The sequence below is a fragment of the Enterobacter sp. 61D5 genome (genome assembly GCF_034107965.1).
GTDB classification, from domain to species: Bacteria; Pseudomonadota; Gammaproteobacteria; order Enterobacterales; family Enterobacteriaceae; genus Enterobacter; species Enterobacter cloacae_M.
Map to the genome: position 1 here is coordinate 339624 of NZ_JAWNFK010000008.1, position 22231 is coordinate 361854.

Annotated in this window: 24 protein-coding genes and 1 other annotated feature; of the genes, 14 read left to right on the forward strand and 10 right to left on the reverse strand. The window is 58.3% G+C overall.

Translation table 11 applies throughout. The features are described 5' to 3' along the window. From infC to selO, 13 genes are all read left to right on the forward strand, one after another. Positions 1 to 543 carry a translation initiation factor IF-3 gene (gene infC / locus UTM25_RS10635; RefSeq protein ID WP_014069901.1) on the forward strand — a complete coding sequence of 181 codons (543 nt, stop codon included), beginning with the start codon at positions 1 to 3 and terminating at the stop codon, positions 541 to 543. Between the two features lie 97 nt (positions 544 to 640). After that, positions 641 to 838 carry a 50S ribosomal protein L35 gene (rpmI, locus tag UTM25_RS10640; protein WP_003030583.1) on the forward strand — a complete coding sequence of 66 codons (198 nt, stop codon included), beginning with the start codon at positions 641 to 643 and terminating at the stop codon, positions 836 to 838. Positions 839 to 889: 51 nt separating this feature from the next. Further along, on the forward strand, positions 890 to 1246 hold the full coding sequence (gene rplT, locus UTM25_RS10645) for a 50S ribosomal protein L20 (protein ID WP_000124850.1): 357 nt from the start codon (positions 890 to 892) through the stop codon (positions 1244 to 1246). A 117-nt stretch (positions 1247 to 1363) separates the two neighbouring features. Continuing rightward, positions 1364 to 1488 (forward strand) — a sequence feature (Phe leader region). Beyond that, the gene (gene pheM / locus UTM25_RS10650; RefSeq protein WP_001386830.1) at positions 1369 to 1413 is read left to right on the forward strand and encodes a pheST operon leader peptide PheM; all 45 of its coding nucleotides are present in this window, start codon (positions 1369 to 1371) and stop codon (positions 1411 to 1413) included. (Overlaps the previous feature by 45 nt.) 62 nt (positions 1489 to 1550) lie before the next feature. Further along, positions 1551 to 2534, forward strand: a complete 984-nt coding sequence (gene pheS / locus UTM25_RS10655; protein WP_033145275.1) for a phenylalanine--tRNA ligase subunit alpha — start codon at positions 1551 to 1553, stop codon at positions 2532 to 2534. A gap of 15 nt (positions 2535 to 2549) precedes the next feature. After that, a complete protein-coding gene (gene pheT, locus UTM25_RS10660) occupies positions 2550 to 4937 on the forward strand; it encodes a phenylalanine--tRNA ligase subunit beta (RefSeq protein ID WP_194401050.1) in 2388 nt (795 codons plus the stop codon). 4 nt (positions 4938 to 4941) lie between these two features. Continuing rightward, positions 4942 to 5241 carry an integration host factor subunit alpha gene (gene ihfA, locus UTM25_RS10665; protein ID WP_003857805.1) on the forward strand — a complete coding sequence of 100 codons (300 nt, stop codon included), beginning with the start codon at positions 4942 to 4944 and terminating at the stop codon, positions 5239 to 5241. A gap of 103 nt (positions 5242 to 5344) precedes the next feature. Then, a complete protein-coding gene (gene btuC / locus UTM25_RS10670) occupies positions 5345 to 6325 on the forward strand; it encodes a vitamin B12 ABC transporter permease BtuC (RefSeq protein ID WP_194401049.1) in 981 nt (326 codons plus the stop codon). A 34-nt stretch (positions 6326 to 6359) separates the two neighbouring features. Continuing rightward, entirely contained in the window at positions 6360 to 6911 is a 552-nt protein-coding gene (locus tag UTM25_RS10675; protein ID WP_023311298.1) for a glutathione peroxidase, read from the forward strand. Next, positions 6911 to 7666 (forward strand): vitamin B12 ABC transporter ATP-binding protein BtuD, encoded by a 756-nt coding sequence (btuD, locus tag UTM25_RS10680; protein WP_194401048.1) that lies wholly within the window; start codon positions 6911 to 6913, stop codon positions 7664 to 7666. The genes UTM25_RS10675 and btuD overlap by 1 nt, the downstream gene beginning before the upstream one ends. Positions 7667 to 7741: 75 nt before the next feature. After that, positions 7742 to 8206, forward strand: coding sequence for a C40 family peptidase (locus UTM25_RS10685; RefSeq protein ID WP_023335377.1), 465 nt, complete (start codon positions 7742 to 7744; stop codon positions 8204 to 8206). 294 nt (positions 8207 to 8500) lie between these two features. Then, positions 8501 to 9217 (forward strand): EAL domain-containing protein, encoded by a 717-nt coding sequence (locus UTM25_RS10690; protein WP_194401047.1) that lies wholly within the window; start codon positions 8501 to 8503, stop codon positions 9215 to 9217. A gap of 61 nt (positions 9218 to 9278) precedes the next feature. After that, positions 9279 to 10721, forward strand: a complete 1443-nt coding sequence (gene selO / locus UTM25_RS10695) for a protein adenylyltransferase SelO (protein ID WP_194401046.1) — start codon at positions 9279 to 9281, stop codon at positions 10719 to 10721. A 40-nt stretch (positions 10722 to 10761) separates the two neighbouring features. Here the strand turns inward: selO and UTM25_RS10700 are convergent, their stop codons facing one another. Genes UTM25_RS10700 through UTM25_RS10720 form a run of 5 tightly spaced genes read right to left on the reverse strand, consistent with a single transcriptional unit; the run spans position 10762 to position 15536 of the window. After that, the gene (locus UTM25_RS10700) at positions 10762 to 11532 is read right to left on the reverse strand and encodes a 3-hydroxybutyrate dehydrogenase (protein WP_194401045.1); all 771 of its coding nucleotides are present in this window, start codon (positions 11530 to 11532) and stop codon (positions 10762 to 10764) included. Positions 11533 to 11542: 10 nt separating this feature from the next. Next, positions 11543 to 12934, reverse strand: a complete 1392-nt coding sequence (locus tag UTM25_RS10705) for a GntP family permease (protein ID WP_063441724.1) — start codon at positions 12932 to 12934, stop codon at positions 11543 to 11545. Between the two features lie 44 nt (positions 12935 to 12978). Beyond that, on the reverse strand, positions 12979 to 14160 hold the full coding sequence (locus tag UTM25_RS10710; protein ID WP_194401043.1) for an acetyl-CoA C-acetyltransferase: 1182 nt from the start codon (positions 14158 to 14160) through the stop codon (positions 12979 to 12981). 9 nt (positions 14161 to 14169) lie between these two features. After that, positions 14170 to 14826: a CoA transferase subunit B gene (locus UTM25_RS10715; RefSeq protein ID WP_194401041.1), complete on the reverse strand. Its 657-nt coding sequence runs from the start codon at positions 14824 to 14826 to the stop codon at positions 14170 to 14172. Between the two features lie 2 nt (positions 14827 to 14828). After that, complete coding sequence (locus UTM25_RS10720) at positions 14829 to 15536, reverse strand: CoA transferase subunit A (RefSeq protein ID WP_194401039.1); 708 nt, start codon at positions 15534 to 15536, stop codon at positions 14829 to 14831. A 140-nt stretch (positions 15537 to 15676) separates the two neighbouring features. Between UTM25_RS10720 and UTM25_RS10725 the strand changes: the two genes are divergently transcribed. Further along, entirely contained in the window at positions 15677 to 16600 is a 924-nt protein-coding gene (locus UTM25_RS10725; RefSeq protein WP_194401037.1) for a LysR family transcriptional regulator, read from the forward strand. On the opposite strand, the gene UTM25_RS10730 is transcribed toward UTM25_RS10725, so the two are convergent. Genes UTM25_RS10730 through UTM25_RS10750 form a run of 5 tightly spaced genes read right to left on the reverse strand, consistent with a single transcriptional unit; the run spans position 16567 to position 22195 of the window. Next, the gene (locus UTM25_RS10730; protein ID WP_194401035.1) at positions 16567 to 17346 is read right to left on the reverse strand and encodes a heme ABC transporter ATP-binding protein; all 780 of its coding nucleotides are present in this window, start codon (positions 17344 to 17346) and stop codon (positions 16567 to 16569) included. The two genes, UTM25_RS10725 and UTM25_RS10730, sit on opposite strands and share 34 nt — an antisense overlap. Beyond that, the gene (locus UTM25_RS10735) at positions 17339 to 18331 is read right to left on the reverse strand and encodes a FecCD family ABC transporter permease (protein WP_194401033.1); all 993 of its coding nucleotides are present in this window, start codon (positions 18329 to 18331) and stop codon (positions 17339 to 17341) included. Before UTM25_RS10735 ends, UTM25_RS10730 begins: the two co-directional genes overlap by 8 nt. Further along, on the reverse strand, positions 18331 to 19152 hold the full coding sequence (locus UTM25_RS10740; RefSeq protein WP_194401031.1) for a heme/hemin ABC transporter substrate-binding protein: 822 nt from the start codon (positions 19150 to 19152) through the stop codon (positions 18331 to 18333). Before UTM25_RS10740 ends, UTM25_RS10735 begins: the two co-directional genes overlap by 1 nt. Next, on the reverse strand, positions 19149 to 20177 hold the full coding sequence (chuS, locus tag UTM25_RS10745; RefSeq protein ID WP_194401029.1) for a hematinate-forming heme oxygenase ChuS: 1029 nt from the start codon (positions 20175 to 20177) through the stop codon (positions 19149 to 19151). The genes UTM25_RS10740 and chuS overlap by 4 nt, the downstream gene beginning before the upstream one ends. A 35-nt stretch (positions 20178 to 20212) precedes the next feature. Next, positions 20213 to 22195, reverse strand: a complete 1983-nt coding sequence (locus tag UTM25_RS10750) for a TonB-dependent hemoglobin/transferrin/lactoferrin family receptor (RefSeq protein ID WP_194401027.1) — start codon at positions 22193 to 22195, stop codon at positions 20213 to 20215. Positions 22196 to 22231 lie beyond the last annotated feature (36 nt).

The following is a 22231-nucleotide window of genomic DNA, read 5'->3' on the forward strand; positions in this document are numbered from 1 at the left end:
ATTAAAGGCGGAAAACGAGTTCAAACGGCACGTCCGAATCGTATCAATGGCGAGATTCGCGCCCAGGAAGTTCGCTTAACAGATCTTGAAGGTGAACCACTGGGGATTGTGAGTCTGAGAGAAGCGATCGAAAAAGCTGAAGAAGCTGGAGTAGATTTAGTTGAAATCAGCCCTAACGCCGAACCGCCAGTTTGTCGTATCATGGACTACGGCAAGTTCCTTTATGAAAAGAGTAAGTCTTCTAAGGAACAGAAGAAAAAGCAAAAAGTTATCCAGGTTAAGGAAATCAAATTCCGTCCTGGTACCGACGATGGCGATTATCAGGTAAAACTCCGCAGCCTGATTCGCTTTCTGGAAGATGGCGATAAGGCCAAGATCACACTGCGTTTCCGCGGTCGTGAGATGGCCCACCAACAGATTGGTATGGAAGTGCTTAACCGCGTCCGTGACGATCTGAGTGAACTGGCAGTAGTCGAATCCTTCCCTACGAAGATCGAAGGCCGCCAGATGATCATGGTGCTCGCTCCTAAGAAGAAACAGTAAGGCCTTCAAGCAGCAAAACCTGTGGAGCCTTCGGGTTTCATAGGTTTTGTTCGCCTATGTTTCGTTTATTTAACAATGCGAAGTGGAAGTTATTAAGATGCCAAAAATTAAGACCGTACGCGGTGCTGCTAAGCGCTTCAAAAAAACCGGTGGTGGTGGATTTAAGCGTAAGCACGCAAACCTGCGTCATATTCTGACCAAAAAATCTACTAAGCGTAAACGTCACCTGCGTCCAAAAGGCCTCGTTTCTAAAGGCGATCTGGGTCTGGTTATCGCGTGCCTGCCGTACGCATAAGCCGTTAACGTTTAATTTTTTTACTAAGAATATAGATACAGGAGAGCACATATGGCTCGCGTAAAACGTGGTGTAATTGCACGTGCACGTCACAAGAAAATTTTGAAACAAGCTAAAGGCTACTACGGTGCGCGTTCACGCGTTTACCGCGTTGCCTTCCAGGCTGTTATCAAAGCAGGTCAGTACGCTTACCGTGACCGTCGTCAGCGTAAGCGTCAGTTCCGTCAACTGTGGATTGCGCGTATCAACGCAGCAGCACGTCAGAACGGTATTTCTTACAGCAAATTCATCAACGGCCTGAAAAAAGCCTCTGTTGAAATCGACCGTAAGATCCTGGCTGACATCGCAGTATTCGACAAAGTAGCGTTCACCGCTCTGGTCGAAAAAGCGAAAGCAGCGCTGGCATAAGCCAGTTGAAAGAGGGGGCTTTGCTCCCTCTTTTCATTTAACACCATCAGAAGATTGACATTTATCCGTCCAGGCTTTTCAATAAGGTCTTAACGGTTTTTACCAGACAAGGTAACGCAAGCATGAATGCTGCTATTTTCCGCTTCTTCTTTTACTTTAGCACCTGATTTCAGGAGGCTAGCGCGTGAAAGATGAAACGAAAAACAGCGCCAGATAAGCCTCCCGATGGAGGCTTTTTTTGTGCCTGAATTTGAGAGAATAACTCCACCAAATCGGTGTCTGCACCGACATAATGAGGAAAATCATGTCACATCTCGCAGAGCTGGTTGCCAGTGCAACAGCCGCCATTAATCAGGCCTCAGATGTTGCCGCGTTAGACAATGTCCGCGTCGAATATCTTGGGAAGAAAGGGCACCTGACCCTTCAGATGACAACCCTGCGTGAGCTGCCGGCAGAAGAACGCCCGGCAGCGGGTGCGGTGATTAACGAAGCCAAAGAGCAGGTACAGCAGGCGCTGAACGCGCGCAAAGCCGAGCTGGAAAGCGCGGTGCTGAATGCGCGTCTGGCCGCAGAGACGATCGACGTTTCTCTGCCGGGTCGCCGTATCGAAAACGGTGGTCTGCATCCGGTTACCCGCACCATCGATCGCATTGAAAGTTTCTTCGGTGAGCTCGGCTTTACCGTGGCGACTGGCCCGGAAATCGAAGATGATTACCACAACTTCGACGCCCTGAACATTCCTGGCCATCATCCGGCACGCGCTGACCACGACACTTTCTGGTTCGACGCTACGCGTCTGCTGCGTACTCAGACCTCCGGCGTTCAGATCCGTACCATGAAGGATCAGGAGCCGCCAATCCGCATTATCGCGCCGGGCCGCGTCTATCGTAACGACTACGATCAGACCCACACTCCAATGTTCCACCAGATGGAAGGTCTGATTGTTGATAAAAACATTAGCTTCACCAACCTGAAGGGCACGCTGCACGATTTCCTGAACAACTTCTTTGAGGAAGATCTGCAGGTTCGTTTCCGCCCATCCTACTTCCCGTTCACCGAACCGTCTGCGGAAGTTGACGTGATGGGTAAAAACGGCAAATGGCTGGAAGTGCTGGGCTGCGGCATGGTGCATCCAAACGTGCTGCGCAACGTGGGTATCGATCCAGAAGTTTACTCCGGCTTTGCCTTCGGCATGGGCATGGAGCGTCTGACTATGCTGCGCTACGGCGTGACCGACTTACGTGCATTCTTCGAAAACGATCTGCGTTTCCTCAAACAGTTTAAATAAGGGCAGGACAGAACAATGAAATTCAGTGAACTGTGGTTACGCGAGTGGGTGAACACCACGCTGGACAGCGACGCGCTTTCTAACCAGATCACCATGGCGGGTCTGGAAGTGGACGGTGTTGAGCCGGTTTCCGGAGCCTTCAAGGGCGTGGTTGTCGGCGAAGTAGTCGAATGCGGTCAGCACCCTAACGCTGACAAACTGCGCGTAACAAAAGTAAACGTGGGCGGTGACCGTCTGCTGGATATCGTCTGCGGTGCGCCAAACTGCCGTCAGGGCCTGAAGGTGGCCGTGGCGACCGTCGGTGCAGTGCTGCCGGGCGATTTCAAAATTAAAGCGGCTAAGCTGCGCGGCGAGCCGTCTGAAGGCATGCTGTGCTCCTTCTCCGAGCTGGGCATTTCCGACGACCACAACGGTATCATTGAGCTGCCGCTGGATGCGCCAATCGGCACCGATATCCGTGAATACCTGAAGCTTGACGACAATACCATTGAAATCAGCGTCACGCCAAACCGTGCCGACTGCTTAGGTATCATCGGCGTGGCGCGCGACGTGGCCGTGCTCAACCAGACCGAACTGAACGCGCCGGAAATCGCGCCGGTTGAAGCGACCATTAATGACGTGCTGCCTATTCAGGTTGACGCTGCGGATGCTTGCCCGCGCTACCTCGGTCGCGTGGTGAAAGGCATCAACGTGAAAGCGCCAACTCCGCTGTGGATGAAAGAGAAGCTGCGCCGCTGCGGTATTCGCTCTATCGACGCAGTGGTCGACGTGACCAACTACGTTCTGCTGGAGCTGGGCCAGCCAATGCACGCGTTCGATAAAGACCGTATCGACGGCGGCATCGTTGTGCGCATGGCGAAAGAGGGCGAAACCCTGGTGCTGCTGGACGGCAGCGAAGCGAAACTGAACGCCGACACCCTGGTGATTGCTGACCACAGCAAAGCGCTGGCAATGGGCGGTATCTTCGGTGGCGAGCACTCAGGCGTCAACGACGAGACGCAAAACGTCCTGCTGGAATGCGCGTTCTTCAGCCCGCTCTCCATCACCGGTCGCGCACGCCGTCACGGCCTGCATACCGATGCCTCTCACCGCTACGAGCGCGGCGTTGACCCTGCTCTGCAGTATAAAGCGATGGAACGTGCGACCCGCTTGCTGATCGACATCTGCGGCGGTGAAGCGGGCCCGGTTATTGACGTCACCAACGAAGCAACGCTGCCGAAGCGTGCGACCATCACCCTGCGCCGCAGCAAGCTGGATCGCCTGATTGGCCATCACGTTGCCGATGCGCAGGTAACTGACATCCTGAAACGTCTGGGCTGTGAAGTAACCGAAGGGCAGGACGAGTGGAAAGCCGTTGCGCCATCATGGCGTTTCGACATGGAAATTGAAGAAGATCTGGTGGAAGAAGTGGCCCGCGTTTACGGCTACAACAACATCCCTGACGAGCCTGTCCAGGCGGGTCTTGTAATGGGCACCCACCGTGAAGCCGACCTGTCCCTGAAGCGTGTGAAAACCATGCTGAACGACAAAGGCTACCAGGAAGTGATCACCTACAGCTTCGTTGATCCAAAGCTGCAGCAGCTGATCCACCCGGGTCAGGAGGCGCTGATCCTGCCAAGCCCAATCTCCAGCGAAATGTCCGCGATGCGTCTTTCTCTGTGGACGGGCCTGCTGGGCACTGTCGTTTATAACCAGAATCGCCAGCAAAACCGCGTGCGAATTTTCGAAAGCGGTTTGCGCTTTGTACCGGATAATCAGGCAAATTTAGGCATCCGTCAGGATCTCATGCTGGCTGGTGCCATCAGCGGCAACCGCTATGAAGAGCACTGGGACCTGGCAAAAGGCACGGTTGATTTCTACGATATGAAGGGCGATCTGGAAGCGATTCTGGATCTGACCGGTAAATTATCTGAAATTGAATTCCGCGCAGAAGCCATTCCGGCCCTGCATCCGGGCCAGAGCGCAGCCATCTATTTAGACGGTAAACGCGTTGGTTTTATTGGGGTTGTTCACCCTGAGCTGGAGCGTAAGCTGGACCTGAACGGCCGTACCATCGTGTTCGAGCTGGAATGGAGCCCGGTGGCTGACCGCGTTATTCCTCAGGCTCAGGACGTCTCCCGCTTCCCGGCAAACCGCCGTGATATCGCGGTTGTGGTCGCGGAAAATGTGCCTGCAGCAGATATTTTGGCCGAATGTAAGAAAGTTGGCGTAAATCAGGTAGTTGGCGTAAACTTATTTGACGTGTACCGCGGCAAGGGCGTAGCAGAAGGTTTCAAGAGCCTCGCTATTAGCCTTATCCTTCAGGATACCAGCCGTACACTCGAAGAAGAGGAGATTGCCGCTACCGTCGCCAAATGTGTAGAGGCATTAAAAGAGCGATTCCAGGCATCATTGAGGGATTGAACCTATGGCGCTTACAAAAGCTGAAATGTCAGAATATCTGTTTGATAAGCTTGGGCTTAGCAAACGGGATGCCAAAGAGCTGGTAGAGCTGTTTTTCGAAGAGATCCGTCGTGCTCTGGAAAATGGTGAGCAGGTAAAACTCTCCGGTTTTGGCAATTTTGATTTGCGAGACAAAAACCAACGTCCGGGCCGCAACCCGAAGACGGGGGAAGATATTCCCATTACAGCCCGCCGCGTGGTGACCTTCAGACCCGGCCAGAAGTTAAAAAGCCGTGTCGAAAACGCAACGCCCAAAGCAGAGTAATATGAACTAACTAAAAAGGCCGCCTGCGCGGCCTTTTTTCTTTGCGCTCTCCGGCAAACCCGCCGTAAAATCAATTACATCTCACGCTACTAAAACCGTACACATGCTTGATTATGCCCATCGCCAGCACCGTTCCGATAAGCGTCGCCTGTTTTTGCTGGTGCTGTTGCTCATTGTCGCCGCAGGCGTGAGCCTCTGCGCGGGCGACAGATGGATCGGGCCTGAAAGCTGGTGGGGGCCGGACGGGCAGCTCTTCGTCTGGCAAATTCGCATGCCGCGCACCGTCGCGGTGGTTCTGGTCGGCGCCGCGCTGGCGCTGTGCGGTACCATAATGCAGGCGTTGTTTGATAACCCTCTGGCGGAGCCCGGGCTGCTCGGCGTGTCAAACGGCGCAGGCGTAGGCCTGATTGCGGCGGTAATGCTCGGCGGAGGAGAACTCTCCGGATGGAGTATTAGCCTGAGCGCTATCCTCGGCGCGCTGCTAATCACCGCGCTCCTTCTTCGTTTCGCCAGACGGCACTTATCGACCAGCCGTCTGCTGCTTGCCGGCGTGGCGCTGGGGATAATCTGCAGCGCGCTGATGACCTGGGCGGTCTACTTCTCAACATCCTTTGACCTGCGTCAGCTGATGTACTGGATGATGGGCGGCTTTGGAGGCGTTGACTGGCACCAGGGCTGGCTGATGGCGCTGCTGGTACCGGTTATCGTGTGGGCTGCCCTGCAGGCGCAGCCGCTGAATATGCTCGCGCTGGGTGAAACCTCTGCCCGCCAGCTCGGCATGCCGATTGGGTTCTGGCGTAATGTGCTGGTAATAGCCATTGGCTGGCTGGTCGGCGTCAGCGTGGCTCTGGCGGGCGCGATCGGTTTTATCGGGCTGGTTATTCCGCATATGCTGCGCCTGTGTGGCCTCACGGACCATCGGACCCTGCTTCCGGCCGCGGCGGTTGCCGGGGCCGTCACGCTGCTGGTGGCCGATATCATCGCCCGGCTTGCCCTGACGGCCGCAGAGCTGCCGATTGGCGTGGTGACCGCTACGCTGGGCGCGCCGGTATTTATCTGGCTACTATTAAAAGCTGGACGTTAAATCAACAAGCCGTAAGACAACCTGAGGGAATGCTATGCAGTCAGACATCCTGAATACTGAAGTGACCACCATTGATGGCGATAACACCACGCTGGAAGGCTACAAAGGCAACGTGCTGCTTATCGTCAACGTGGCATCGAAATGTGGCCTGACGCCGCAGTATGAGCAGCTGGAAAACATTCAGAAGGCCTGGGAGAAAGACGGTTTCACCGTGCTGGGCTTCCCGTGCAATCAGTTCCTGGGGCAGGAGCCGGGCAGCGAAGAGGAGATTAAAACCTTCTGCAGCACCACCTATGGCGTGACGTTCCCGATGTTCAGCAAAATCGATGTCAACGGCGAAGACCGCCATCCGCTGTATGCGAAGCTGATCGCTGCCGCGCCGAAGGCCGTTGCGCCTGAAGGAAGCGGTTTTTATGAACGCATGGCCAGCAAAGGCCGCGCGCCGCTTTACCCGGACGATATCCTGTGGAATTTTGAAAAATTCCTGATTGGCCGCGACGGCCAGGTCGTTCAGCGTTTTTCGCCAGATATGACCCCTGAGGATCCGATCGTCATGGAATCGATCAAGCTGGCGCTGGCGAAATAATGTCGTTGCTGATGCAGCTCACGGACGTCGCCGAGAGGGGACGTCTGGAGCCGATAACCGGTACCATCAATGCGGGAGAAATCCTGCATCTTGTCGGGCCAAACGGTGCAGGGAAGAGCACGCTGCTGGCACGGATGGCAGGCATGACCGACGGAGAAGGGCAGATAACGCTGCTGGAGCATAAGCTTGCCGACTGGTCGCCGGTCTCGCTGGCACATCGGCGCAGCTACCTCGTGCAGCAGCAGGTGCCGCCCTTTGCGATGCCGGTCTGGCACTATCTGATGCTGCATTTGCACGACAAACAACAGACGGCACTGCTGACGGACGTTGCCGCGGCCCTGGGGCTGGAAGATAAACTGTCCCGGCACGCCAGCCAGCTTTCCGGCGGAGAGTGGCAACGGGTACGTCTGGCGGCGGTCATTCTTCAGATCCACCCGGCAGGTAATCCTCACGGGCGAATGCTGCTCCTCGATGAACCCATGAGCGGTCTGGACGTGGCGCAGCAGGCGGCACTGGATACGCTGTTAAGCACCCTGAGCCGAAAAGGTATCGCCGTGGTGATGAGTAGTCATGACCTCAACCACACCCTGCGTCATGCCCAGCGGGTGTGGCTGCTGTCGCAGGGAAAGATGATAGCCAGCGGCGCGCGGGATCGGGTGCTTACGCCGCCCCATCTTGCCCGCGCGTACAACATGTCGTTCCGCAGGCTTGATATAGAGGGACATAAGATGCTGATTTCTACCGGGCAGAAGTAACCGTTTCTTGCCTCTTAGCACAATTGCACGCTAAATTACGAAAAGAACAAAAAAAAGCAGAGGATTCGTCTGAAAATGCGATTCTGGTTTCTCCTGATGGCCACACTTTTTCTTGCGGGATGCAGTAGCCATCGTGCGCCGCCGCCTAACCCACGGCTTTCAGATTCGATCACCGTCATTGCCAGCCTTAACGATCAGCTGAGCAACTGGCGCGGCACGCCTTATCGCTACGGCGGAATGAGCCGCGGCGGCGTGGATTGCTCCGGCTTCGTGCTGATGACGTTTCGCGATAAGTTTGATTTACAGCTTCCGCGCGAAACGCGCAAACAGGCAGAAATAGGCACTGAAATTGATAAAGACGATCTTCTGCCCGGGGACCTGGTTTTCTTCAAAACCGGATCGGGTGAAAGCGGTCTTCATGTGGGGATATATGATACAGACAATCAGTTCATTCACGCCTCGACAAGCCGCGGTGTGATGCGCTCTTCTCTTGATAATGTTTACTGGCGTAAAAATTTCTGGCAGGCTCGACGTATATAGTCTTTGTCAGACACTTCTCTTATGACGGCATGGTATCTAATAAATCATGCCGTTTTTTCTCAAATAAGATGCTTAAAGTTAAATTTATCTAAAATTAGCGAATCCTGCATGTGTCTGTTTTATCTAAAACTGGCTATTATTCGACAACCAGGATAAAATTAATTTAGATTCAGGGATAAATCTGAAAATAAATACGGAACTAATGAAATTAATCTTATTAAAATCAAGACAGTGGAATTGTGTCGGCAATTGCTCCAGGATGTCCTCTCTCATCTTTAATGTGGAGCGAGTGCAATGATTATTACGCTAGATAATGCTTACCAGTCTGAACTGCTGCTTCTGCCTGCTCGTAATAGCGCAGGGGAGCTTAAAGGTTTAGAGGTTCTGGTTAACTTTACTGGCGTCGGCAGCGATGTGCGGATCCCCACTGAGCTTGTTATCCCTCGGCTTTCAGCAGCTGAAGAGTTAGTGCTGTTTAACGAAAAATTGCAATTGCTTGATACCTGTAAACTGTTTTTTATTCAGCATCAGTTAATTGCATGGATCAATATTACACCTGCAATAGTTGAATTTTTATTAAGTAATGGAAACGCTGTTTCAATCCTTGAACGTTACCCGTTTCTTGAGTTTACTGTTAATGAGAATTATCCAGGTTTAAATAACGGAAAGGACGATCTGCAGCTGGCGAGAATGGCAATCCATTTCCCGTTGGTCCTGGCAAACTTTGGCGCAGGCGCCGCATCGCTCAAAGCGGTCTATGATGGATTATTTAAACGGGTTATTCTCGACAAAGGCTTCATTCAGCAGCGTGCCCCGGAGCTCTCTTTTGAGCCTTTTATGCGCGCCATCCTCTGGCAAATCACACCGCACTGCCAGTCAGTGATTGTCTCAGGCATTGACGACCACGGCCTGTTGCAACGCGTTTTGGCCTTCAATTTTGGCGCCATGCAGGGCGCACTCTGGCCAGCCGTCTCTGCGGAGCACGTTACATCGCTGGTTCAGCAGCGATAACCCTTGCTTTCGCCCGTGTTTAAGTCCGGGTAAACCCTCTACACTAAAAGCAGGAGGACTTATGACCCTGTCTTTTACTGCTCACTGGCATGACGAGTTGCCTGGCTTTTACACCGCACTCAAACCAACACCGTTACAAAATTCACGCCTTATCTGGCATAACGATTTGCTGGCAGAAGAGCTGGCCATTCCGCCTGAGCTGTTTCAGCCTTCAGAAGGCGCAGGCGTCTGGGGCGGTGAAACGCTTCTCGCCGGTATGCAGCCTCTGGCTCAGGTCTATAGCGGACATCAGTTTGGCGTCTGGGCGGGGCAGCTGGGCGACGGCAGGGGGATCCTGCTCGGCGAACAACGGCTTCCCAACGGGGAGACGGTTGACTGGCACCTGAAAGGCGCAGGCCTTACTCCCTATTCGCGAATGGGCGACGGGCGCGCGGTGCTGCGTTCAACGATTCGCGAGTGCCTGGCGTCCGAAGCGATGCATGCCCTGAGGATTCCCACTACGCGCGCGCTGTCGATTATCACCAGCGATACGCCGGTAGCGCGCGAAACGGTGGAAAAAGGGGCAATGCTGATGCGTATTGCGCAAAGCCATTTGCGCTTTGGCCATTTCGAGCACTTTTACTATCGCCGCGAGCCGGACAAGGTTCGCCAGCTGGCTGACTTTGCCATTCGTCACCACTGGGCGCATTTGCAGGACGAAGAGGATAAATACGTTCTCTGGTTCAGGGACGTGGTTGCCCGTACCGCAAGCCTGATTGCCCGCTGGCAAACGGTGGGCTTTGCGCATGGCGTCATGAATACGGACAACATGTCGATCCTCGGGCTGACCTTTGATTACGGTCCGTTTGGTTTCCTGGACGATTATCAGCCTGGCTATATCTGCAACCACTCCGACTACCAGGGACGTTACAGCTTTGACAATCAGCCCGCGGTTGGCCTGTGGAACCTGCAGCGGCTTGCGCAAACCCTGTCGCCGTTCATCGACGTAGATGCCCTCAATGATGCGCTCGACAGCTATCAGGACATATTGCTGCGAGAATACGGCACGCTGATGCGCAACAAGCTGGGGCTGATGACGCAGGAGAGGGGCGATAACGACATCCTCAACGGTCTGTTTGCCCTCATGGCGCGCGAGGGCAGCGATTATACCCGTACCTTCCGGATGCTGAGCCAGACGGAGCAGCACAGTGCGGCCTCGCCGCTGCGCGACGAGTTTATTGACAGACAGGCGTTTGACGACTGGTTTGCCACTTACCGCGCGCGGCTGCAGCAGGAGCAGGTGGATGACGCCACTCGCCAGACGCAGATGAACGCGACGAATCCAGCGATGGTGTTGCGCAACTGGCTGGCGCAGCGGGCGATTGAGCGGGCTGAGCAGGGTGAATACGATGAGCTACACCGCCTGCATGTGGCGCTGCGCACGCCGTTTGCCGACCGGGATGATGACTACGTCAGCCGCCCGCCCGACTGGGGCAAGCGGCTGGAGGTCAGCTGCTCAAGTTAGAGATTTTGCCGGGTGGCGGCGTCGCCTTACCCGGCAAAAATTACTGCGCAACCCAGCCGCCATCCATATTCCACGCGGCGCCGCGAACGTTCACGGCGCCATCGCTGCACAAAAACAGCGCCAGTTCACCCAGCTGTTCCGGGGTGACAAACTCGCCCGAAGGCTGTTTCTCTGCCAGAAGCCGATCGCGAGCCTGCTCCGGCGGCACGCCCTCAGCGATACGCTGGTCGATTTGCTGTTGCACCAGCGGCGTCAGTACCCAGCCGGGGCAGATGGTATTGGCGGTAATACCGGTGCGGGCGGTTTCCAGCGCCAGCGATTTCGTAAAGCCCACTACGCCATGCTTGGCGGCCACGTAGGCTGACTTCTCTTTTGACGCGACCAGCCCGTGAACGGAGGCGATATTGATGATGCGCCCCCAGTTTTTCTCGCGCATGGTGGGCAGCGCCAGCCGGCTGGTGTGAAATACCGAGGAGAGATTAATGGCGATAATGTCGTTCCATTTCTCCACCGGAAACGCATCAACCGGGGCGACATGCTGTATCCCGGCGTTGTTGACAAGAATGTCCACGCCGCCAAACTGCGATTCGGAGTAGCGCATCATGGCTTCAATTTGCAGCACGTCACGCAGGTCCGCATCGTGATAGCCCGGCTTTTTGCCCAGCTGCGCAATCTCTTCTCTTGCTGATTCGCTGTCGCCGAAACCGTTGAGGATCAGCTGCGCCCCGGCCTTCGCCAGCACGCGGGCAATCCCAAGTCCAATGCCGCTGGTCGAGCCCGTCACCAGCGCGGTCTTACCGTTCAGACTCATCTTTCTCTCCTTACACAATGCCGGTCAGATAGAACACGGCAATGACAAAAAGCACTGCCAGACTTTTAATGAGGGTGATAGCGAAAATGCCGCCGTAGGCCTGACGATGGCTCAGGCCGGTAATCGCCAGCAGGGTAATCACCGCGCCGTTATGGGGCAGCGTATCCATCCCGCCGCTCGCCATAGAGGCCACGCGGTGCAGCACCTCAAGAGGAATATTGGCGGCGTGGGCGGCGGCGATAAACGAGTCGGACATGGCGGCGAGGGCAATACTCATCCCGCCGGACGCCGAGCCGGTGATCCCCGCAAGCACCGTCACGCTGATGGCCTCATTCAGCAGCGGATTGGGGATGGCCGCCAGCGCTTTGGATAACACCAGGAACCCGGGCAGGGCGGCGATCACCGCGCCGAAACCGTATTCCGAGGCGGTATTCATCGCCGCCAGAATGGCACCGCTCACCGCGGTCCGGCTGCCTTCAGCCAGACGCCCCCGGATATTGCGAAAGCCAAAAATCAGCACCAGAACGATGCCGGAGATCAGCGCCGCCTCGACGGCCCAGATGGCGGTGATCTTGCCCACCTCGGTCACAATAGGTTTCGCCAGGCCTGGCAGAGTCAGCTCGTGGGTCGTGCCGTACCAGCCGGGGATCCAGCGGGTAAACAGCAGGTTCAGTATGCCCACCACCAGCAGCGGGGAGATAGCAATCAGCGGATGCGGGAGGTTAATGTTATCCGGCGTCTCGGGTTCATTTTTCAGATCCGTGCCGTAACCTTCGTTGTTATTGAACGCCTTACGACGCTGGCGTTCCAGCCAGAGCAGGCCAAAGATGATAATAAACAGAGAGCCGATAAGCCCCAGCCACGGCGCGGCCCAGGCGTTTGTGCCAAAGAAGCTGGTGGGGATGATATTCTGGATCTGCGGCGTGCCGGGCAGAGCGTCCATGGTAAACGAAAACGCCCCCAGCGCCACGGTGGCCGGGATCAGCCGCTTAGGGATGCCGCTCTGGCGGAACAGCTCCGCGGCAAAAGGGTAAACCGCAAACGCCACCACGAACAGCGACACGCCGCCGTAGGTTAACAGCGCGCACACCAGGACAATCACCGGAATAGCGTGGCGACGACCGAGGATCTGAATCGCGGCCGCGACGATGGAGCGTGAGAAACCGGAAAGCTCAATCAGCTTGCCGAAAACGGCCCCCAGCAGGAACACCGGGAAGTAGAGCTTAACAAAGCCGACCATCTTTTCCATAAACAGGCCGGTAAACGTCGGGCCGACGGCACCCGGATCGGTCAGCAGCACGGCGCCGAGCGCCGCAATCGGCGCAAACAAAATAACGCTGTATCCGCGATAGGCCGCCAGCATCAGCAGCGCCAGCGCCGCCAGGGCAATTAACACACTCATTACGACTCCTCACTTTAATTATTATTCGGGTACCAACGAGATGCTTAACGCTCGACGGTCAGAGCAATGCCTTGCCCGCCGCCCACGCACAGGGTGACGAGCCCTTTTTTAACGTCACGGCGCTGCATTTCGTACAGCAGCGTCACCAGGATGCGGCAGCCGGAGGCGCCAATCGGATGACCCAGGGCGATAGCGCCGCCGTTAACGTTCACCCTGCGCTCATCCCAGCCGAGCTGCTTGCCCACCGCCAGCGCCTGGGCGGCAAAGGCTTCATTGGCTTCAATGAGGTCCACCTCATCGAGCGTCCAGCCCGCCCGCGCCAGCGCCGTCCGGCAGGCGCTGACGGGACCGATGCCCATTACCGACGGATCAACGCCCGTCACGGCGTAGCTCACGATGCGACCGAGGATCGGCAAACCGCTCTCCCGCGCCTTTTCGCCGCTCATCAGCAGCACCGCGGCGGCACCGTCGTTGAGCGTCGACGCATTTCCGGCCGTGACCGTGCCTTCCGCCTGCAAAAAGGCGGGGCGCAGCTGCGCAAGCTGCTCAGCGGTAGTGCCTGGCCGGGGCTGTTCGTCGCGGCTGACGACAAGCGGCGGTTTTTTATCCTGCTTCACCGTCACCGGCGCTATCTCGGCGTCAAACCGACCCGCTTCGATGGCAAAGGCCGCTTTGTGCTGCGACCGGGCGGCGAAGGCGTCCTGCTGCTCGCGGGAAATGGCATTCTCCCGGGCGACGTTTTCAGCGGTGATTCCCATGTGATAATCGTTGAACGCGTCCCACAGGCCGTCGGTAATCATGCTGTCCTGCAGGCCCGTATGGCCAAAACGCAGCCCTGAACGCGCGCCGTCCAGCAGGTAGGGGGCGTTGCTCATGCTCTCCTGACCGCCAGCGATAATCACGTCCGCGTCGCCGCAGCGGATCGCCTGCGCGGCGAGCTGCACCGCTTTTAAGCCCGCGCCGCACACCAGGTTGACCGTTGCCGCCGGCGTGCTGACGGGTAATCCGGCGGTGATGGCCGTCTGACGCGCAGGGTTTTGCCCGCATCCCGCCGTCAGCACCTGTCCGAAAATCAGTTCATCTACCTGTTCTTCGCTAAGATCGCCGTTCTCCAGCAGGTGCCGCACCGCGACGGCCCCCAGCTCAACCGCTGAAAGGGACGATAGCGATCCGCGAAAACTGCCAATGGGGGTTCGCGTTGCCCCGACAATCATGACCTCTTTCATCGTGAGTCCTCAGCTGAAGCGCATCTCGCGAACGTCGTCCGCCACAATCATTTTTCCGGCCGTCTTAGCCACAATTTCGTCGATACTGACGCCGGGGGCGTATTCCCGCAGGATGAACGCGCCGTTCTCGATCTCGAGCAACGCAAGGTCGGTTAAGACCCGACGGATACAGCCCGCGCCGGTGAGCGGCAGCGTGCAGCGCGGCAGCAGCTTTGACTCACCGCTTTTTGACGCGTGGGTCATCACCACAATGATGTTCTGCGCCCCGGCCACGAGATCCATCGCGCCGCCCATGCCCTTCACCATCTTTCCGGGGATCATCCACGAGGCGATATTGCCCTCGACGTCTACTTCAAACGCGCCCAGCACGGTCAGATCCACATGACCGCCGCGGATCATGGCAAACGACTGGGCCGAGTCGAAAATGGCGGCGCCGGTGCGCGCGGTCACGGTCTGTTTACCGGCGTTGATCATGTCGGCGTCAAGGCTCCGCTCGTCAGGAAAAGCCCCCATCCCCAGCAGCCCGTTTTCCGACTGAAGCATCACGTCCATCCCGTCCGGAATGTAGTTCGCCACCAGGGTAGGGATACCAATCCCCAGGTTGACGTAATACCCGTCGCGCAGCTCGCGGGCGACGCGCATGGCCATTTGTTCACGGGTTAGCATCGTCACGCTCCTTCCGCGCGCAGGGTGCGCTGCTCAATGCGTTTTTCAAACTGGCCGACAATCAGCCTGTCGACGTAAATTCCCGGGGTATGAATGGCCGACGGGGGCAGCTCCCCCGGTGGAACAATCTCTTCCACCTCCACAACCGTTATCCGGCCCGCCGTTGCCATCAGCGGATTAAAATTTTGCGCGGTATGTCGGTAGACAACGTTGCCGTACCAGTCCGCTTTCCAGCCCTTAATGAGCGCGAAATCACCGGTAATGGCCTCTTCAAGGATGTAGTGCTTCCCCGAAAACTGGCGCACGTCTTTGCCGGCAGCCACGGGCGTGCCGTAGCCGGTGGCCGTGTAAAATGCCGGAATGCCCGCGCCGCCCGCGCGCACCTTTTCCGCCAGCGTGCCCTGAGGCGTGAGTTCAATCTCCAGTTCGCCGCTCAGCACCTGCCGCTCGAACAGCGCGTTCTCGCCGACGTAAGAGGCCACCACTTTGCGAACCTGCCGCGTTTCGAGCAGTAGCCCGAGACCGAAACCGTCAACGCCGCAGTTGTTTGATACCACCGTCAGGTCTTTCACCTGACGGCGTCTGACCTCTGCAATCAGGTTCTCCGGAATACCGCACAGGCCGAAGCCGCCCGCCAGCAAGGTCATTCCGTCCGTCAGCCCATCCAGCGCCTGCGCATAGCTGCCGACGCGCTTATCCAGTCCCGCCATAGTCATCCCTCCCGTTATCCGTGCCGGTATCATTAGGGGCGGCGACTCATTTGTTAATTTTGAATTTGTGACTCACTCATTTGGTTTTTTTATTAATTTCCTGTTAACTAAATTTTTTCAATTAGTTAACGGGATGAAAAATGAGAATGAGTGTCAAACAGTTACGCGCGTTTTTAGCGGTAGCTCACACTCTCAATTTCGCGCACGCCAGCGAACGGCTGAATCTTTCCCAGCCGGCCCTGAGCCTGACGATTAAAGCGCTGGAGGACGCGCTCGGCGGACCGCTGCTGCAGCGCAGCACGCGCAAGGTGGCTCTGACGCAGGAGGGCGAGACGTTTTTGCCGATGGCGCGCCAACTGCTTGCCGACTGGGATAACGTCGAAGAGGCGATGCACCAGTGCTTTACCCTGCAGCGCGGTAAAATTTCGGTTGCGGCCATGCCGTCGTTTGCTGCGAATGTCCTGCCCGAGGTGCTAAAAGCGTTTCGCGATCGTCATGCCGGGATCAACGTCACCGTGCATGATGTTATTAACGAGCAGGTGATCGAGATGGTGCGGGAAGGGCGGGTCGAGATGGGCATCGCCTTTGAACCCGCGCCGACGCACAACCTGCTGTTCACCCCGCTGGGGCTCGACAGGTTTGTTGCCATAGTGCCGAAAGATTCCTCGCTGGCGGGCAAGAAGCGCCTGACATGGGAGGAGCTGCTGACGCTGGATTTCATCACCCTGCAGCGCCCTTCGGCGGTACGTCTGATGATGGAGGAGGAGCTGGCGCGAAGCGGCAGGAAGCTGGACGTGGCGCTGGAGAGTCATCAGCTGGTGACGGTCGGGCGAATGGTTGCGAGCGGGCTGGGCGGGAGTGCCGTCCCGGCGCTCTGCGAGGCGCAGATGACGGCGCTGGGCGCGGTCTGTATTCCGCTTGATAACCCGCCCATTGAAAAGTGTATTGGAGCGATCCATCCAGGACACACGCAGCTCTCTAAAGCGGCGCATGCCCTGCTGGAAACCCTGAAAGATTTTTACCAGCCCAATCAGGGGGCGAGAAAAACCTGCGGCGCGGCGTGAGCCGGATGCCTGCCGACGATAACCTGCGCGCCGTACCAGCGGGCCAGCGCATCGGCCTGTAAAACGGTTTCCGGTTCTCCCTGGGACACGATTCTGCCGCCATGCAGAAGCAGGATGCGGTCCGCCCACAGCGCCGCCAGATTAAGGTCGTGCAGCACCGCGCAAACGTGCAGATGTTCCCGACGGGTCAGGGAGTTCAGCAGGCGCAGCAGATGCTGCTGGTGATAGAGATCCAGCGCAGACGTGGGTTCATCAAGGAACAGCCAGCCGCGCGGCGCGCCGTCGCACCAGAGCTGAGCCAGCGCGCGGGCGAGCTGGATGCGCTGCTGCTCGCCGCCGGAGAGCGCGGCAAACTGCCTGCCCGCCAGCGGTAAACAGCCGGTGACGGCCATGACCTCCTCAATAACCGACGCCTCAGGCGTGCGGGTCCAGGGCGCACGCCCCATACCGACGACCGCCTCAACCGGCCAGTCAAATCCGAGCTGCGTGTTCTGGCGCATTACCGCCCGGTAGCGGGAGAGCCTGTCCGGCTGCCAGGCCCCAAGCGGTGTGCCCGCCAGGCTGCACCGTCCGCCCTCAGGTTTAAGGTAGCCGGTCAGCAGCCGCAACAGTGTTGATTTCCCGGCGCCGTTGGGGCCAATCAGTGCCACCAGCTCGCCCTGAGATAAGGTCAGCGACACGTCGTTAATCAGCGTGCGCTGCCCGGCGCGAAAAACAAGGTTTTCTGCGCAATAGCGTTCAGCCATGCGCACCTCCGCGATGAAAAATAAGCCACAGAAACCAGGGGGCGCCGAGAAGGCTGGTCAGTAAGCCGACCGGCATTTCCGCCGGGGCGACCAGGCTGCGCGCCAGCGTATCGGCAACCAGCAGGAGCAGCGCGCCGGCCAGCACCGAGCCGGGGATCGCGACCCGGTGGTCGGTTCCCAGCCACATGCGCATCAGGTGCGGCACCACCAGGCCGACAAAACCGATCACGCCGCTGACCGCAACGGCGGCAGCTACCAGCAGGGCGCTGCACAACAGCAGGATCCGCTGAACGGCGGCAACCTCCACGCCGAGGTAATGCGCCTCTTCGTCACCCAGCTGCAGCAGGTTGAGGGTGCCAGCCAGACGCCAGATAACCAGCGCGGCGGGGACCATCAACGACGTGACGGCCACCAGCGTTGACCACTGCGCCTGGCCGAGGCTGCCCATTCCCCAGAGCGAAAGCTGACGAAGCTGGGCATCATTGCTGAGCCATGACAGCACCCCGACTGCCGCGCCGCACAGGGCGTTAATGGCAATTCCCACCAGCAGCAGGCGCGACAGGGAAGCGTCACGCTGGCGGCTAAGCAGGAAAATCACGAAGGTGGCGGCCAGCGCGCCGAGAAACGCCGCCAGCATCGGGGCGTACAGCATCATCAGTGCAGGCAGCGAGAGCGGAAGCACCACCCACAGCGCAACGGCAAGTGCCGCGCCGCTGCTGATGCCGAGCAGTCCCGGGTCCGCCAGCGGATTTCGAAACAGCCCCTGCATCACGCAGCCCGCCAGCGCCAGTGAACCGCCGATCGCCAGCGCCAGCAGCACGCGAGGCAGGCGGATCGTCAGCCAGATTTGACGCAGCGCCTCGTCGGTGCCGTTCCACAGCAGGCTGACCGGCAGACGCAGCGCGCCAATACCGCTGGCCGTCAGCGTCATGACGACCAGCAGCGCGGCCAGCATCCACAATGACAATGCGGCTCGCCGGGACATCAGGGCAGTTGCTCCGCTTTGGCACGCAGCTGCTGGATGGCTTCCGGCGTTCGCACGCTGAAGCCCAGCAGCGCCATATCGTCAATCGCCAGCACTTGCTTATTCCGCCCCGCCGGGGTTTGCGCCAGGCCGGGCAGCGTCCACAGATTCGCTTCACCGCCCAGGGCGTTGAGACCGTCCTGAGAAATCACCACCAGATCGGGTCGGCTGGCGATCGTGCCTTCCTGAGACAGCGGCTGATAGCGGGTAAATCCCTGCATCGCGTTCTTCAGCCCTGCCGCACGAATGGCAGCATCCGCGCCGGTCTGTTGTCCGGCGGCCATGGCGGTCATCCCGCCGTGGTTGAGAATAAACAGTACCCGCTTATTGAGCGGGGATGCGGGCAGCGCCGACAGCGCCTGACGCAGCGTGTTGCGCAGGACCTCCCCCTCGGCCTCGCGGTGCGTCGCTTCAGCAACGATCCGCACCTTTTCGTCAATGACGTTCAGGTCGTTACTGGCAGGAACAGCGATTACCCTGACGTGGCTTTGCTCAACCTGCTTTAGCGCCAGAGATGGCTGCGCCTGAGCGCTGGCCAGCACCAGCGTGGGGCGCATGGATAAGATCCCTTCCGCATTGAGCTGGCGCAGATAGCCCACGTCAGGCAGCGAATTCGCTGCCTGCGGCCACTGGCTGGTGCTGTCGCGGGCCACCAGCGAGGACGCCGCGCCGAGGGCGTAGACAATCTCGGTGACGTCGCCGCCGAGGGTAACGATTTTCTCCTGCGGTGCAGCAAGCGCCAGCAGGGGCAGGGCGCTGAGCAGGGCAAGCCACCGTTTCATGCGGCCAGCCCTTTCGCCGTTAAGGCGTCAATCTGGCTGCGCCACTGGCTCTGCTCCGGCTCGCCTTCCGTACGCTGGCCGTACAGCTGGGCGATTTGCGTTCCATCGGCGGCAAACAGCTCCAGGCTGGTGACATGCCCGTCAGCCGTCGGCTTGCGCGTGACCCACGTTTCCGCAATGGATCCTTCAAGCAGATGCAGGGTAAAGGTTGGGTTAAAGATGTTCAGCCAGCCTTTCATCGGCACCAGCTTTTCCACCGCGCCGGTGAAAATCTGCACGCAGCCGCGGTTGCCGACGAAGACCATGATTTCGTTACCGTCCCGGCGCGCCGTCTCCAGGAGCTGCGCCAGCGCGGTATTTTCTACCCGGCAGGCCAGATCGTCACCCACCAGGCGAAATGCCTGCTGCCGGCTGAGGTTATGGCGCTTGAGCAGGCTGAAGAACTGATGAACATCGGTCATGGCGCGCCACTCGCTATCCACGAGAGCAGCATTTGCGTTTTCTGCATGAGCCGGGGCATCGGCCATCTTCAACGCCAGCGGAGGATTCTCGGCAAAGATAAAGCGGGTCAGCACGTCGCCCCAGGCGGAAACGTCGGTATTATCCGTGGCGTAGACCTTCAGCAGGGCATCGCCCTGGTGGTCGAAGAACTGAATGCTCTGCCGCTCGCCGCGGGCGGTGGCTTCACTGATGTGAAACGCGCTCGCCCACTGGTTGAGGAACAGGCGCAGATCCAGCGCGCGCGGGTTCAGCACCAGCCCGGCGTGGCTGTTCAGGTGCTGGTTGGTAAATCTCCCGACCTGCTCGTGTACGGCGTATTCGTTGCGGCAGATACATTTGGTTTCGCCCACCGCCTCCAGCGCGCCCAGGATCTCGCGGATTTCACCGCGCAGTCGCCAGGCGTCGTGACCTACGCGGGCAGAGGTCAACTCTGCTTCACTGATGTTCATTAACCCCGCGACGTCGCGCGCGTACTTACCCGGATTGGCTTCTTTTAGCTCAAGCCAGCGCGTGTAGTGATTCATTGTCTCTTCCTTCTGAATAGTTGCCCCGAAGGGAATTACCACTGATAGCTTACAAAAATCTTGCCGTTACGACCGTCCTGCGGAATGCCCTGAGGTGACCAGTACGCTTTGTCAAAGGCGTTGCCCAGCACCAGCGTGGTGGTCACGCCTTTGAGCCGCTCCTGGCCTTTGTAGCTCACGTAGAAATCGTTGACCGCGTAGCCCGGCTGCTTGCTGTAGCTGCTGCTGATATGCGTTGAGCGATCGACAAAAGTACCGATCCAGCCGACGGAGAACCCGCTTTGCGCCACCGGGATATCCAGCTTGCTGGTGACGGTGTCCGGGTTAATGCTAGAGATGTACTCGCCCGTATCGGTGTCTTTCCCGCGCGTGCGGTTGTAGGCCAGATCGAGGCTGAAGAGATCGGCCGAGTATTTTGCCATCATATCCCAACCCCAGATTTTGGCATTCGGGACGTTGTACGACATGGTGGTCGCGGCGGCAAAATCGACGGTGGTGGAGATATAGTCTTTGGCTTTGGTATCGAAATAGCTGGCTTTAAACTCCAGCGCATCGTTGGCAATCATCAGATCGTCAAAGCGCAGGCCAAAACCAAACTCCTGCGTTTCGTTGGTTTCCGGGCGCAGGTTCGGGTTTGGCACCCAGTAGTTGGTATAGAAGCGGCCAATGGAGAAGTGTTTGGCGTCGTTATACATCTCGCCCATGGTCGGCGCGCGGAAGGCCTGCGCGTAAGAGCCAAACAGCATCAGCCAGTCGGTTGGGCTGACGGTTAACCCGGCGCGGGAGGACCACTTATTGGCATCCACATCGTTGTAGCCGTCGCTGCTGCCGCGGTAGCTGTCATAGCGCGTGCCGCCCAGCAGGGTAACAGGCAGATCGCGCAGGGTGATCTCATCCTGCAGCCAGCCGGAGCTGAAGTCGATTTTCGCGTCCGGGAAGCCGGTGGTTGCCCCGCCCGGATGCTGCTCCTGACGATAGTATTCCCCGCCGTAGGTCAGAAGGTGTGCTGCAAGGGTGTCGCTGAACAGGCGGGTGCGGTTTTCCACCTTGCCGCCTTTGGTCGTCTGCTTGCGAAACTCACCGCTGCCGTCGACGTTCTGGGCATTAATGCGCGCTTCGGACCAGTAGACCTTCGCGTCGGCGTCCAGCCAGTCGTACCCTTCCGGTGCAATGTGATAGCCAACCTGCGCATCGCGCTGGATGGTGGAGCGGTCGGTCATCGGGTTACTGCTGTCCGCCCCGGTGGTTTGCGGGTTTTTCGGCTCCTGAGCGGCGTTGTTGTAGTAGCGCAGGGAGCCGCTCAGGGTCTGGGCCGGGTCGATTTTCCAGCTGCCTTTTGCCAGCATGTTGTTGATGGATTCGTCGTTAGGCGCGGTTGCACCGTCGCTCTGGCGGATATCACCGCGATCACGGCTGGACCAGGAGACCAGACCGTCCAGCGTATCGGTGCGGCCGTAGGCGCTGGCCCCCATCCCGAGGCTATGATCGCCCGTCGCGCCCGTTCCAAACACGCGGTAGCCGCTGTTTTTACCGGGTTCGAGTAGATCTTTCGCATCGGCGGTGTCATAGGAGATCACGCCGCCCAGCGCGCCGCTGCCGTACAGCAGGGCCGACGGGCCGCGGACCACCTCTATACGTTTGATTAGCGCGGGATCGAGGAAGGTGCTGTTCAGGTGGCCGGTATCGGTTCCCTGGCGCACGCCGTCAACCAGCACCAGCACGCCGCGACGGTCATAGCCGCGCAGGTTTACGTCCTGCCCGTTGGTGCGCCCGGTGCCGTCCAGCGTCAGACCGGGGACGTTACGCAGCAGATCGGCCGCCGAGCTTGCGGTTTGTTTCTCCGGTGCGCTGGCGTCAATCACGCTTACCATCATGGGCGCTTCAAAGGCGCTGCGGGCGTTGCCCGTGGCGGTGACGGTAATGTCGTCTGTGGCGGCGAACGCGATGCCCGGCAGGGCGCTAACAATCGCCAGCGCCAGAAGTGACGGACGTAAAGATGCGGAAGGCAGGTGTGGCATAGCAACTCTCCATAAGAAGTGAAAAGCGCTGGCTGC